Annotated in this window: 13 protein-coding genes; 3 read left to right on the top strand and 10 right to left on the bottom strand. The window is 60.0% G+C overall.

Going from position 1 to position 12,556, the window contains the following annotated elements; genetic code table 11:
- Positions 1–2: 2 nt before the first annotated feature.
- The 3 genes from QA648_RS12715 to QA648_RS12705 form a co-directional block, all read right to left on the bottom strand.
- Entirely contained in the window at positions 3–341 is a 339-nt protein-coding gene (locus tag QA648_RS12715) for a YciI family protein (protein ID WP_283047290.1), read from the bottom strand.
- Positions 342–592: 251 nt separating this feature from the next.
- Positions 593–775: a YegP family protein gene (locus QA648_RS12710; RefSeq protein WP_104824198.1), complete on the bottom strand. Its 183-nt coding sequence runs from the start codon at positions 773–775 to the stop codon at positions 593–595.
- Between the two features lie 102 nt (positions 776–877).
- Positions 878–2,680 (bottom strand): ABC transporter transmembrane domain-containing protein, encoded by a 1,803-nt coding sequence (locus QA648_RS12705; RefSeq protein WP_104824197.1) that lies wholly within the window; start codon positions 2,678–2,680, stop codon positions 878–880.
- Between the two features lie 193 nt (positions 2,681–2,873).
- On the opposite strand from QA648_RS12705, the gene rpmE reads away from it, so the two are divergent.
- The gene (gene rpmE / locus QA648_RS12700; RefSeq protein ID WP_104824196.1) at positions 2,874–3,095 is read left to right on the top strand and encodes a 50S ribosomal protein L31; all 222 of its coding nucleotides are present in this window, start codon (positions 2,874–2,876) and stop codon (positions 3,093–3,095) included.
- Positions 3,096–3,282: 187 nt separating this feature from the next.
- On the opposite strand, the gene QA648_RS12695 is transcribed toward rpmE, so the two are convergent.
- The 3 genes from QA648_RS12695 to QA648_RS12685 form a co-directional block, all read right to left on the bottom strand.
- Positions 3,283–3,798 (bottom strand): DUF1465 family protein, encoded by a 516-nt coding sequence (locus QA648_RS12695; RefSeq protein WP_104824195.1) that lies wholly within the window; start codon positions 3,796–3,798, stop codon positions 3,283–3,285.
- 366 nt (positions 3,799–4,164) lie between these two features.
- On the bottom strand, positions 4,165–4,356 hold the full coding sequence (locus tag QA648_RS12690) for a DUF1192 domain-containing protein (protein ID WP_104824194.1): 192 nt from the start codon (positions 4,354–4,356) through the stop codon (positions 4,165–4,167).
- A 27-nt stretch (positions 4,357–4,383) separates the two neighbouring features.
- Positions 4,384–5,673 (bottom strand): MFS transporter, encoded by a 1,290-nt coding sequence (locus QA648_RS12685; protein WP_104824193.1) that lies wholly within the window; start codon positions 5,671–5,673, stop codon positions 4,384–4,386.
- Between the two features lie 173 nt (positions 5,674–5,846).
- Here QA648_RS12685 and QA648_RS12680 point away from each other — a divergent pair, with 173 nt between their 5' ends.
- Positions 5,847–6,059 carry a hypothetical protein gene (locus QA648_RS12680; protein WP_283051458.1) on the top strand — a complete coding sequence of 71 codons (213 nt, stop codon included), beginning with the start codon at positions 5,847–5,849 and terminating at the stop codon, positions 6,057–6,059.
- 48 nt (positions 6,060–6,107) lie between these two features.
- Here the strand turns inward: QA648_RS12680 and QA648_RS12675 are convergent, their stop codons facing one another.
- Positions 6,108–7,025 (bottom strand): PhzF family phenazine biosynthesis protein, encoded by a 918-nt coding sequence (locus QA648_RS12675; RefSeq protein ID WP_283047285.1) that lies wholly within the window; start codon positions 7,023–7,025, stop codon positions 6,108–6,110.
- 259 nt (positions 7,026–7,284) lie between these two features.
- Here QA648_RS12675 and QA648_RS12670 point away from each other — a divergent pair, with 259 nt between their 5' ends.
- Positions 7,285–7,917, top strand: a complete 633-nt coding sequence (locus tag QA648_RS12670; RefSeq protein ID WP_104824190.1) for a CatB-related O-acetyltransferase — start codon at positions 7,285–7,287, stop codon at positions 7,915–7,917.
- A gap of 90 nt (positions 7,918–8,007) precedes the next feature.
- On the opposite strand, the gene QA648_RS12665 is transcribed toward QA648_RS12670, so the two are convergent.
- The 3 genes from QA648_RS12665 to QA648_RS12655 form a co-directional block, all read right to left on the bottom strand.
- Positions 8,008–9,030 (bottom strand): class I fructose-bisphosphate aldolase, encoded by a 1,023-nt coding sequence (locus QA648_RS12665; protein ID WP_283047283.1) that lies wholly within the window; start codon positions 9,028–9,030, stop codon positions 8,008–8,010.
- A 206-nt stretch (positions 9,031–9,236) separates the two neighbouring features.
- Positions 9,237–10,439 (bottom strand): phosphoglycerate kinase, encoded by a 1,203-nt coding sequence (locus QA648_RS12660; protein ID WP_104824188.1) that lies wholly within the window; start codon positions 10,437–10,439, stop codon positions 9,237–9,239.
- Positions 10,440–10,511: 72 nt separating this feature from the next.
- A complete protein-coding gene (locus QA648_RS12655; protein ID WP_283047281.1) occupies positions 10,512–12,362 on the bottom strand; it encodes a potassium/proton antiporter in 1,851 nt (616 codons plus the stop codon).
- Positions 12,363–12,556 lie beyond the last annotated feature (194 nt).

Genomic DNA, 12,556 nt, shown 5'->3' with positions numbered 1-12,556 from the left:
TGTCACATTTGCAGACGCGGCCGCACTTCGACGGATCCCTGCTGGGAGATTGGCACGCGCACGGCCCATTCCAGGGCTGCGTCGAGGTTCGGCACATCGATCAGATAGAAACCGCCGAGCTGTTCCTTGCCTTCCGGGAAAGGACCGTCCTGCACATCATGGTCTTCGCCGCGGCGGCGGATGACCGTTGCGGTTTCCGGCTCGGTCAGCCCGGCACCGCCGGTCATGATGCCGGCCTGGACAAGCGCCTGGGTATAGGCGATCCAGCCGTTCTTATAGGCGGGATCCTCGCGCCGCTTAAAATCCTCGGCCGATTCACGGATGATCAAAGCATATTGCATGGGGAAACTCCTGCTCGCTGTGTTGGCGGTAAGCCGGACTGGACGCTGCATCTAAAGAGCAAATGCCAAGATGTGCAACGCCGCCGGCGAAACGGCTTCATGCCCGTTCCGATACTATGAGACGCGAGCGAGGCTGATTTCGACAGGCCGAGCAGATTTTTTCGAAATTTTTTGATGGGCAAACGAAAACGGCCGGCGCGCCCGAAGGCAGCCGGCCGTAGAGGCTGTATAGCAGCGCTCGACGCGAAGTCTTAGGCGGCGGTCTGGTCGTCGATAGCGGCGGCGCCGACATGGGACTTGATCGATTCAATAGCGTGGAGGGCCGAAGCCTTCGCCTTATAGCCTTCGGAGGCAAACATGGTTTCGCCGTTCGAGGCCTTGAAGCGGAAGCGGAATTCGCCAGCCTTGTCCTTGTAGACTTCAAATTTATACATGGTTCCCGTCTCCTAGAATCGCGTCAGCGCGAGATAACGGGAAAAATCTAGCGCAACTTTAAAGCTATTTCCACCTGTTGTATTCGGCTTGCCCGATCCCCGTTATTTGACTGCGAGCATGCGGTCGTCGATGCCGGCGTCGAATTGCAGCCGCGCCAGCTTGGCGTAGATGCCGCCGTGATGGATCAGGCTTTGGTGCGTGCCTTCTTCGACGATGCGGCCTTGATCGAGCACAAGGATGCGGTCGGCCTTCAGAACCGTCGCCAGGCGATGCGCGATGACGAGGGTGGTGCGCGTTTCCATCAGGCCATCGAGGGCCCTTTGCACCAGCGTCTCGCTCTCCGCATCGAGCGCCGATGTCGCTTCGTCGAGCAGCAGGATCGGCGCATTCTTCAGGATGGCGCGGGCAATGGCGATGCGCTGGCGCTGTCCGCCGGAAAGGGTAATGCCGCGCTCGCCTACCTGTGTGTCGTAACCCTTGTCCAGGCGCGAGATGAATTCATCCGCCTGGGCGGCGATCGCGGCGGCGCGGACCTCGTCGCGCAAGGCTTCGGGGCGGCCGAAGGCAATATTGTCGTGAATCGAGGCGGCGAAAATGGTCGTGTCCTGCGGCACGATGGCGATGCGGTCGCGCAGGGCGTCGGGCAAAACGCGACGAGCGTCAATGCCGTCGATGGCGATGCTACCCTGCTGCGGATCGTAGAAGCGCAGCAGCAGCGAGAAGACCGTGCTCTTGCCGGCACCGGAAGGACCGACGATCGCCACCGTTTCGCCCGGCTGAACGGAAAGCGACAGGCCATGCAGCGCTGATTTGCCCGGTCGGGACGGATAGGAGAAATGCACGTCGGAGAATTCCACCCGACCCTGCGGCGGCTGGGGAAGGGGCAATGGATTGGAGGGGGCGGCGATCGGCGAGACTTCGGCGAGAAGTTCGCCCAGGCGATCGGCTGCGCCTGCGGCCTGCGATAGCTCGCCCCAGACTTCCGACAGCGAGCCGAGCGACGTGCCGGCAATGACGGAGTAAAGGAGGAACTGACCGAGCGTACCCGCCGACATCGTTCCGGCGAGAACATTTTGCGCACCGACCCAAAGCACGGCGACGATGCTGCCAAAGACCATGGTGATGGCAAATCCGGTCAGCAGCGAGCGGGATTTGATCGCGGCGCGCGCCGCCTGATAGGCATCCTCGACCGCGGCGCCATAACGCTGCGCTGCCGCCGCCTCGCCGTTAAAGGCCTGGATGGTGCGGCTGGCGGCGATGGTCTCGTTGGCATAGGCGGATGCATCGGCAAGCGTATCCTGCGCGGCGCGCGAGCGCTTGCGCACGGAGCGGCCGAAGCTGACAAGCGGCAGCACGATGATCGGGATGGCAATCAGCACGATGCTCGACAGCTTCGGGCTGGTGATGATCATCATGCCCACGGCGCCAAGACAGAGAATGAGATTGCGCAGCGCCACCGAAGCCGTTGCGCCGACGGCGGACTTGATCTGCGTCGTGTCGGCCGTCAGCCGCGAGACGATCTCGCCGGATTGATTGACATCGAAGAAGGAGGGTGACAGCCGCGTCACATGATCGAAGACCTCGCGGCGCATATCCGAGACGATGCGCTCGCCGATGGTGATGACAAAATAATAGCGCAACGCGCTTGCGATCGCGAGAATGACGGCCATCGCCATGATCGCGGCGAAATAGCTGTCGATGAGACCGCGATCGGACTGATCGAAGCCATGGTCGATCATGCGCCGGACGGCGAGCGGCAGGGCGAGAGAGGTGACGGCAGCAACGACCAGGGCGATCAGCGCCCCCAGCACCATGCCGCGATAGCGCCTGAGATAGGGTGCCAGCCGTCCAAGCGGCCGAATGGATTTGCGCTTTTTGTCGTCTGCCTGGCCCGTCTCTGACAAGTCGTCTCCAATCCCCATATCAGCAAGGGACTTCGCTCTTTCGCCCCTTGTTATCCTTGCCGCCTTCATGTATAGGCACGCCATCTTAATTGGAAGCCGTGGCCTCAATCGGACTGCGGCTTCATTTATTCAATCGGTTCGGTTGCCGCAATGGCTTGCGACAAATGGACCCTGGCATGACAGGAAGATTGTTATGAAGGCCAACATCCATCCCGACTACCACACCATCAAGGTGGTCATGACCGACGGCACCGAATACGAAACCCGCTCGACCTGGGGTTCGGAAGGCGCTGTCATGAACCTCGAAATCGACAGCAAGTCTCATCCGGCTTGGACGGGCGGCAACCAGCAGCTCATGGACCGCGGCGGCCGCGTTTCCAAGTTCAACAAGCGTTTCGGCGGTCTCGGCATCTAATCGCTTCGCGATCTGGTGTTTTGAAAAGAGCCCGGCTTTGCTGGGCTTTTTTGTTGTCTTGATGCGATGCTCTTCGTAGAGCGGTCGCTTCTCAGGCTCATCGCCGCTATCATCTCAGACCGAACAAAATAAAACCGGCCGTGCGAAACACGGCCGGTTTTATTCGTCAGCTATAAGCTATCGAAACTCAGTTCGTCCCAAAAGCCGTCTGCAGCAGGGTGAGCTGCGCTTTGACGCTGTTCTGGTTGTCCGGAACGATCGGAGCTTCCGTCGGGCGATAGATTTCGCGGTCGAGCAGGGCGACGCGGTTCTGAAGGCGCAGCGAGCGCTCGACGAGATCGCGGAAGGATTCCGGAAGGTCGTTCCAGCCCGGAGCATTGCGGTCGACGTTGAAGCCGTCGAGGCGAACCTTGTTTTTTTCGGCCAGCACCTGATCGCGCGACATTTCGCCGTTGTTGACGGCGCGCTGCAGCAGCAGCCACGAGGCCATCTGCATCAAGCGGGTGGTTAGCCGCATGGATTCGGCGGCGTAAAGCACGGAGGCCATGCGCGGCAGAACCTTGGAGGCTGCCCGACCCTGGCCGTCGAGATAAGCGGCGGTTTCTTCGACCAGCGACATGCCTTCCGAATACAGCGTCCTGAACTGCGCCGACGAAGCTGCGTGGCCAGCAAAGCTGATCGTGTTCAAACCAAGTTCCGACATCGAAGAAATCCCTGCTAACGCAACACTTTTGTTCAGGAAAAGCCGGTGAAGTTCAGAAGAACTCTCGGCGTCCGTTCTTATGACTTCAAGATGGTGGTTTTAACTGAAATTCGCAAGGCGATTCTTAAGAAAGGGTTAATCTCCACAGTTTCCTCGGGAGCGCCGTGTCAAGGCGAAAAAGAAGAGCCGCAAACGCGGCTCTCAAGGTAAAACAGGGAGAAAAATCAGACCAATTCGCCAAGTGGAGGAACTGTCTGAGTCCAGAGCAAATCTGGATGGTCATAGTAATATGTCGTAAAGCTTAATATTCCGTTGAGCATGCCTCTATCTGTACTTCAATCACACAGGTTTGCGCCGATGGCAGGCTTACGAGCGGAACAGGTTTTCGGCCGCCTGACGGCCGGATGCCTTGGTGGCAATCTCCGCTTCCAGCCGGGCGATCTCCGCCTGCATCAGTGCGACGCGTGCCTTGAGCTCGTCGACCGAAAGCAGCGACAAATCGCTGCCGATTTCATGGGCGGACGGCTTTTTCGGGCGGTCATCATCGAAGATGCTCATTCTGTTTCCTCCTCGTCACTCCCCGGCTCATGTGCCGTAATTTACCGTCATATCGTCCTTTTTCGAAGCCTCACTTTTCGAAGCCTCGCTGCGCGCCAACGACATGCTTTCCGGCGTGATCATCTGCGCATTCGCCGAAGGCATGTTGGTGTAGGCGTCGCGATCGCTCGCGGGCTTGGCGGCGCGCATGCGGCTGCGGAAGATCGCGTAGCTGGTGATCAGCACATGCGCGACCGCGGTGACGAAGAACAGTGCGTAGGGACCGATGGAGGACATGACCGGGCCACTCAGCGTCGGGCCGATGATCGTGCCGATGCCGTAGAGCAGCAGCAGGCCGCCGGAGACTTTGACGAAATCCTCGGGTGCTGCGAAGTCGTTGGCATGGGCGACGGTGATCGGATAGAGCGTGTTGGCGACGGCGCCATAGATGACCACCATGCCGATCAAGAAATAAGGACCGGCCGGCTGCAGCAGGAAGAGCAGCAGCCCGTCGATGGCGGCGACAGCGGCCATGCCGGCCAGCACGTAGCGGCGGTCGATGCGGTCGGAGAGGCGGCCGGCCGGAAACTGCATCACCGCCCCGGCGAAGATGGTCGAGCTCATCATCAGCGCGATATTGCTGTCCGAGAGACCGGCATTGGCGCCGAAGACGGCGCCGAGCGTGCCATAGGCACCATTGGCAATGCCGACCAAGAGGATGCCGATGGAGGCGACCGGCGAGTTGCGGTAGAGCGCCTTCAAATCCAGGCTGACGGCCTTCAGCGGCTGCGGCGAGGCAGCGGTCGAAAGCGTCGTCGGCAGCATGGCGATGCAATAGCAGATGCCGCAGCACATGAAGAGGATCGGCGTGTGGATATCCGCGAAGGGGATCATCATCTGGCCGGCAACGGCGCCGATCAAGGTAATGCCGATATAAAGCGAGAAGATCGCGCCGCGGCTTTCATTGGTGGCACGTTCATTGAGCCAGCTTTCGATGATCATCGAGGTGCCGGCGGTGCAGAAACCGGTGACGGCGCGCAGCAGCACCCACCAGGTCGCGTCGACGATGATGCCGGTCAGCAGGGCGATGATGGCGATGACGGAGATGAAGCCGGAAAAGGCGCGGACATGGCCGATGCGCCGAACCAGCTTCGGCGCGGTCAGACAGCCGAGCACGAAGCCTGTCGCCCAGGTCGTGCCGAGCAGACCGAGCGTCGTGGTGGCGTAGCCCTCGGCCGTGCCACGCACCGGTAGAAGCAGGCTGTGCAGGCCATTGCCGGTGAATAGGAAGAGCGTACCGAAAAGCAGGGCAAGAACGGGTAAAATATTTCTCTTCATGTTCCTACTTTCATGCGGCTCCACTTAGAGAACCGATAAGGCAGGACCAAGCCCTGCCAGTTTTCGCTATTGATTGTGCCCCGGATTGCCGTTATCGGCGTTAAGAAACAGTCTGTTGGCGCGGAAAAATGTCCGTCCTATGACGATTAGAGCATGATCATGAAAACTAGGCAGTGGTTTTTGATGAGGCAATGCTCACTCTTGCGCAAACGGGGAAAAATACCGTGACAAAAGTGATCGCGGTGCTGCTGTTGCTTGCCATGGCGGTGCAAATCATCAAGCCGCTCGGGCTGCCCGGCCTCAAACGGCGCGCCGATTTCTGGAAGATCGCCGTGATAGCCTTTGCAGCCTGGACGATCGCTTTGGTCATCAACGAGACGTTTTAAGGCATTGCAGGCCGGGATTGAGGCCTTCGGAGGATCGTGCGGGGCGCCTTAAAGCAGGATTTCGCCGCGCATGACATGGACGCTGCTACCCGACAGCAAGACTTCGTTTACTGTGCCGGAAGATTTCCGGACTTCGACACCGATGACGCTGCGTCTTCCCATTTCCACGCCCTGCTCGATGGTGATTTTCACCTCCGCATCCTGTGCCGGCAACAGGGAGGTCAGGTAGGCGCCGAGTGCAGCGGAGGCGCTGCCGGTCGCCGGGTCTTCCGTCACATTGTCCATGGGCGCAAACATGCGGGCGCGGATATGCCACGGGTTTTCGGCCGAGCGCACGTAGAGAAAGAGCGAGAAGCCGGTCTTGTCCAGCTTGTGCCGGGCAGCCGCTTCGACAAAGATCGCCGCATTCGGCCACGCTTTTCCAAGCGTTTCCGGGCTGTCCAGTTCTGCGAAGGCGAAAGGCAGGCCGACGGAGGCGAAGGTCGGGGCATGCGTTATCGTGCGGATCGATTGCGGACCGACCTGCACGCAGCGGGCAATCAGTTCGGGGGCAATCGTGTCGCCGACCGTCAGCTTTCCCGGCGCACGGATGCTGGCGCCTGTGATGTTACCGCCCTTGCGCAACAGCGTCACCTCAACCAGCCCGGCATCCTCTTCGAAGATCAGCCTGTCGCCCGCGGGCTTTCCGAAGATTTCCTGTTGTTGTCCGAGAACGAAAGCGGTGCCGACATTGGGATGGCCGGCAAAGGGGATTTCGGCCGTTGGCGTAAAGATGCGGACGCGGGCGGTATGATCCGGGTTCTCCGGTGGCAGCACGAAGGTCGTTTCCGAATAGCCGAACTCGGCTGCGATCTTCTGCATGGCGTCGCTGCTCAGGCCGCGGGCATCGGGGATGACGGCCAGCGGATTGCCGACGAAACGTTCCGATGTGAAGACGTCGACGGTGACATAAGCGACGGTGTCCATGGCGGCTCCCAGAGTATCGATAGAACTGCGAGGATTTAGCCGCGGCTCGGGCGAGCCTGAAAGCGGGAACTTGTGCCGGTGACAAGTTCTTCGCCGTGGAGCGGGCCTCAGCCATCATTTACATTATTCATGAAGGCTTTCGAGCGGCGTGATGGATTCCATCGATATGCGGGATTAGCTTCGTCTGTATAAAATCACATAGCTAGGATGAAGCGGGATCTACTTCTGCGAAGTTACCGGCAATTTGAAAAGGTTTTCCATGCCTCTTCTTGACCCTAATGCAGTCCATCCAATTACTTTGCCTGATGGCACCCTCTATCGCGATACTGTCTACCTGAAGAACGTAATTGACCATCCGCGCATGGAAATCGGCGAATTCAGCTATTATACCCATTCCGGAAGGCCGGAAGATACTGCCCAGATATTGGCGCCCTATCTCGGTGGTAGCGTTCGTGAGCGCCTGGTGATCGGCAAGTTTGTCCAAATTGCTCGGGGAAGCTACTTCATCACCAGTTCGGCTAATCATCCGATGACTGGCTTCACCACCTATCCATTTCGCATCTTTAAGCCTGAGACCTTCGGCTACACCGACCTGCCGGTGAAGGATACCATCGTCGGTCACGATGTCTGGATTGGTCATAACGCGGCCATCATGCCGGGCGTGCAGATTGGGGCGGGCGCGATCGTCGGCGCTGCTTCGGTCGTCGCAAGTCATGTACCGCCTTATGCAGTTGTTGGCGGGAATCCGGCAACTATCATTCGGATGCGCTATCCGAGTGAGGTCATCAACGAACTTCTTGATATAGCCTGGTGGGATTGGCCGATAGACAAAATCGAAGCCAACTTAGCGTCTCTCAGTAGCGGTGATCTCGCTGCCCTCAAAACAGCTTGAGCGTGCTGCAAACTCATCTACCGCACAAAAGCAAAAAGCCCCGACCGCATCGCGATCGGGGCTTTCATCCATTCGAAGCGTCACCTTAGATCAGGCGGCCTTTTCGCTGTCCTTGGTCCAGCTACCCTTGGCGGCGAGGTAGTTCATCTCGGCGCGGTGGGCGAAGGCGCGCTGGCCGGCGGCGACGTTTTCCGCCTTGCCGCCCCATGCCTTCAGCGCGGCGTCCTGCAGGGCGCGGCCGTAGGAGAAGGTAACGTGCCAAGGCAGGTCATAGCCGTTGATGGCGGAGAGATGCGCGGTTGCTTCTTCCGGCGTCTGGCCGCCGGAGAGGAAGGCGATGCCGGGGACGGCGGAGGGAACGGTTTCCTTCAGCACCTTGACGGTGCGTTCGGCGACTTGCTCGACCGATGCCTTGCGCGCCTTCTTGCCGTCGATGACCATGCTCGGCTTGAGGATCATGCCTTCGAGGTTGATGCGGGCTTCTGCGAGCTCCTGGAAAACGATCTGCAGCGTCCAGCGGGTGACTTCCTCGCTGCGGGCGAGATCGTGGGTGCCGGGTTCGCCGTCCATCAAGACTTCCGGCTCGACGATCGGCACGATCTTAGCCTGCTGGCAAAGCGCGGCGTAGCGGGCGAGCGCATGAGCATTGGCCTTGATCGAGCCATGGGTCGGCAGCGTATCGGAAATGGCGATCACGCCACGCCATTTCGCGAAGCGGGCGCCGGCGTCATAATATTTCGCCAGGCGGTCAGCGAGGCCGTCCAGGCCTTCGGTGATGGTTTCGCCCGGGAAGCCGGCCATCGGCTTGGCGCCGGTATCGACCTTGATGCCGGGAATGCTGTCGGCAGCGCGGATGATGTCGACGAAAGGCGTGCCGTCGGCAGCCTTCTGAAAGAGAGTTTCCTCATAGAGGATGACCCCGGAGACGTACTTCTTCATCGCCTCTTCCGAGCGGAAGAGCATTTCGCGATAATCGCGGCGGCTCTCTTCGGTGGAAGCGAGAGCGATCGTGTCGAGACGTTTCTTGATCGTGGCGGTGGATTCGTCAGCCGCCAGCAGGCCCTTGCCACCGGCTACCATCTTTACGGCAATGTCTTCAAGTCGTTCGCTCATTTTCGTTCTCCAAGTCGATTTCAGTCAGCGACGGGGTCATATAGGTCGGCGATAACAGAAGTGTATAAAGAGGGAAATGGGCAGCTAAATTATTGAAACGATTGAAATGATTTCAACCGTTTGAAAGTTCGGACTATCATTTTAGCATCCTGTGGAAAGCTGCGAAAGTCCGGGTCGCAGCTCTCCTTTTCGTGTGAGATGCCGGTCTATTTTTCAGTGTGGAGAACGGCGACGCCCGGCAGGACCTTGCCTTCCATCCATTCGAGGAAGGCGCCGCCTGCCGTCGAGACATAAGTGAAATCATCGGCGACGCCGGCATGGTTCAACGCGGAGACGGTATCGCCGCCGCCGGCAACCGAGGTCAGTTTGCCGGCTTTGGTGCATTCAGCGGCATATTTAGCGGCAGCCACGGTGGCGGCGTCGAAAGGCGTGATTTCGAAAGCGCCGAGGGGGCCGTTCCAGACCAGCGTCGTTGCGCGTCCGATCCAGGCCTTGACCGCTTCGACCGATTTCGGGCCGACATCGAGGACCATGGCATCGGCCGGAATGGCTTCGATCGAAACGACTTCATTGTCCGCGCCAGCCTTGAATTCGCGGGCGACAACGCCGTCTTCCGGCAGCACGATGGCGCAGCCCGACGTGGCGGCTTCGATCATGATCTGTTTGGCGGTGTCGGCCAGGTCATGCTCGCACAGCGATTTGCCGACATTGGTGCCGCGGGCGGCGAGGAAGGTGTTGGCCATGCCGCCGCCGATCACCAGCGCGTCGACCTTCTTCACCAGGTTCATCAGCAGGTCGATCTTGGTCGAGACCTTGGCGCCGCCGACGATGGCAACGACCGGGCGGGCCGGGTTACCAAGACCTTTTTCCAGCGCTTCCAGCTCGGCCTGCATGGTGCGGCCGGCATAGGCGGGGAGGTGATTGGCAAGGCCCTCGGTCGAGGAATGGGCGCGGTGGGCGGCGGAGAAGGCGTCGTTGACGTAGATATCGCCGTTGGCTGCCAGCGCCTGAGTAAAGGCGGCGTCGTTTTTCTCTTCTTCCTTATGGAAGCGAGTGTTTTCGAGCAGCAGAATATCGCCGTTGTTCATCTTGGCGATGGCGTCGGCTGCCGGTGCGCCGACGCAATCGGAGGCGAAGAGGACAGCGTGATCGAGCACTTCTTCGATCGCGGGAATGATCAAGGAAAGCGACAGATCCGGCGACGGCCCATCCTTCGGGCGGCCGAAATGGGCAAGCAGGATGACCTTGGCGCCCTTCTTGGACAATTCCAGAATCGTCGGCGCCACGCGCTCGATACGGGTCGCGTCGGTGACTTTGCCGTCCTTGACCGGCACATTGAGGTCGACGCGCACGAGCACGCGCTTGCCGGTGATATCGGTGAGATTGTCGAGGGTTTTGAAGGCTGCCATAGGGAGGATCCAATGTTGTTGGTGCCGCGAAGTGCGCCGACCATACTACGGATGATGCGAGACGCAAGGCGGTCAGGCGTCGTTTTTGCCGGTATTTGAATCGGTTGAAACGACCTCTTCGGCGTGCTCGCGGCGCTTGCGCAGGAAGCCGCGAATACCGTTCAAAATGTCGTGGAGATTGATGAAAATCGGCAGGATCGTCGGTGGTTCTAACGCTTCCAGCGACATGCCGACCGATTGGATATGATCGTTTTCGTCGAGATCGCGGACGATCAGGATGATCTCGCCGAGACGGACGCGATCGGCATAATCGGCCTTGCCGCCGAGGCGCTGACGCATCAGCTCGGCGATCGTCAGCCCTTTTTCCGCATCGCTCAGAAGCCCCGGACCATAGGCCGCGTCGAGATCGGCGGCGGGACGCAGCGGCGAGATCGAAAAGGCGCCGAAGAAATCCGCATCATCCGGATCGACTGGCGCGCGGCTGGCAAACAGGCGGTCGAGAAGGCGCGAATAGCTGGGTGAAATGAAGAGATAGACGAGATCGTGTTCGCGCAGGCGCCCGGCATATTGGTAGCGCATCGACTTGCCGTCCCTGACGACGAGCGATGGCATCGCCCAGCGCGGGATGCGTTCGCCGCGCAGAACCGGGCTATCCTTGACGACGCGATAGGAGAGCAGCTCGTGATTGACTGTGCCCGGCAGGTCGACCTCGACTTTGTCGACGGCGCCCATGCGCGGCGGCACGATGAGGCCGAGCCGGCGCGCCATCGGCTTGATCGTCCAGCCCTGAACGAGCAACGACACCAGCACGACGATGAAGGCGACATTGAAATAGGTCTGGCTGCTCGGGAGATTGCCGAGGATCGGCATGATGGCGAGCAGGATGGAGACGGCACCGCGCAGGCCGACCCAGGCGACGAAACCCGTTTCGCGCTGCGTGTAGTCGAAAGGCAGCAGACAGAGCCAGACGGCAATTGGCCGGGCGATGAAGATCAGGAACAGCGCCAGCGCCACGGCGGGGATGGCGATCGCCGGAAATTGCGACGGCGTGGCGAGTAGCCCGAGGACGAGGAACATGATGATTTGCGCCAGCCACGTCATGCCGTCCTGAAAGCGTTTGATGCTGGCCGAGGCGGGCATCTTGCGATTTCCGGCGTAAATGCCTGCCACATAGACGGCGAGAAAGCCGCTGCCACCGACAGCGCCGGTAAAGGAGAAGACGAGCAGGGCGAGCGCCAGCACGAAGATCGGCGTCAGGCCGCGATCGGTCTCCAGATGGCTGACGATCAGCACGATCATCATGCCGCCGAGCAGGCCGAGAATGACGCCCAGGCCCATCTGCTGGATGAAGGTCGCCAGCATGACGAGATTGAAGCCGTGATAGCCGTCGCCGCTCGCCAGCAGCTCGACCAGCGCCAGCGTCAGGAAGATCGCCATCGGATCATTGGTGCCGGATTCGACTTCCAGCGTCGAGCGCACCTTGTCTCGGATGTTGATGCCGCCGATGCGCAGCAGGAAGAAGACAGCGGCCGCATCCGTCGACGCGACGATCGAGCCGAGGAGCAGGCCTTGCAGCCAGGTAAAGCCAAGGAGCCAGGTGGCGGCGAGGCCGAACAGTGCCGCCGTAACGAGAACGCCGATGGACGCAATGGTCAGGGCCGGGGCGGCTGCCAGTTTGAAGGCCTGGATCGGCGTGCCATAGCCGGAATCGAAGAGGATGACGGCGAGAGCGAGCGAGCCGAGGATATAGGCAAGATAGTTATTGCTGAATTCGATGCCGAGCCCGTCCGTGCCGGCCATCAGCCCGATCATCAGAAAAAGCAGCAGCAGCGGTGCGCCGAAACGAAAGGCAAGCAGACTCGAGAAGGCCGCCATCAGAATGAGGACCGTGCACACCAATACGACGACGTAAAATGCCTCCACGCCCTTCTTCCCCTTTCCCGCGCGCTCTTGCCCCGGCCGCAGCCTGGATCGTTCGCAATTCTCCCGCCACTCACTATGCTGCCGCATGCTTAAAATTAGTACATACAAATATTCTTCGGGGAAGGCGCTGGTTCGATGCCCGCTCCGACGATAGCGACTTCATGCTGTGATGCGTTTCGCCAGAACAGCGAAAC

Source organism: Rhizobium sp. CB3171, from assembly GCF_029714265.1.
GTDB lineage: Bacteria > Pseudomonadota > Alphaproteobacteria > Rhizobiales > Rhizobiaceae > Rhizobium.
This window is presented reverse-complemented; position numbering and strand designations above follow the sequence as displayed.

Bases quoted from the DNA above. Each gene is read 5' to 3' on its own strand.
- QA648_RS12660 (WP_104824188.1), bottom strand. From the start codon at position 10,439: ATGGCAGCCTTCAAAACCCTCGACAATCTCACCGATATCACCGGCAAG.
- QA648_RS12685 (WP_104824193.1), bottom strand. From the start codon at position 5,673: ATGAAGAGAAATATTTTACCCGTTCTTGCCCTGCTTTTCGGTACGCTC.
- QA648_RS12665 (WP_283047283.1), bottom strand. From the start codon at position 9,030: ATGAGCGAACGACTTGAAGACATTGCCGTAAAGATGGTAGCCGGTGGC.
- QA648_RS12690 (WP_104824194.1), bottom strand. From the start codon at position 4,356: ATGAGCATCTTCGATGATGACCGCCCGAAAAAGCCGTCCGCCCATGAA.
- rpmE (WP_104824196.1), top strand. From the start codon at position 2,874: ATGAAGGCCAACATCCATCCCGACTACCACACCATCAAGGTGGTCATG.
- QA648_RS12715 (WP_283047290.1), bottom strand. From the start codon at position 341: ATGCAATATGCTTTGATCATCCGTGAATCGGCCGAGGATTTTAAGCGG.
- QA648_RS12695 (WP_104824195.1), bottom strand. From the start codon at position 3,798: ATGTCGGAACTTGGTTTGAACACGATCAGCTTTGCTGGCCACGCAGCT.
- QA648_RS12710 (WP_104824198.1), bottom strand. From the start codon at position 775: ATGTATAAATTTGAAGTCTACAAGGACAAGGCTGGCGAATTCCGCTTC.
- QA648_RS12675 (WP_283047285.1), bottom strand. From the start codon at position 7,025: ATGGACACCGTCGCTTATGTCACCGTCGACGTCTTCACATCGGAACGT.
- QA648_RS12670 (WP_104824190.1), top strand. From the start codon at position 7,285: ATGCCTCTTCTTGACCCTAATGCAGTCCATCCAATTACTTTGCCTGAT.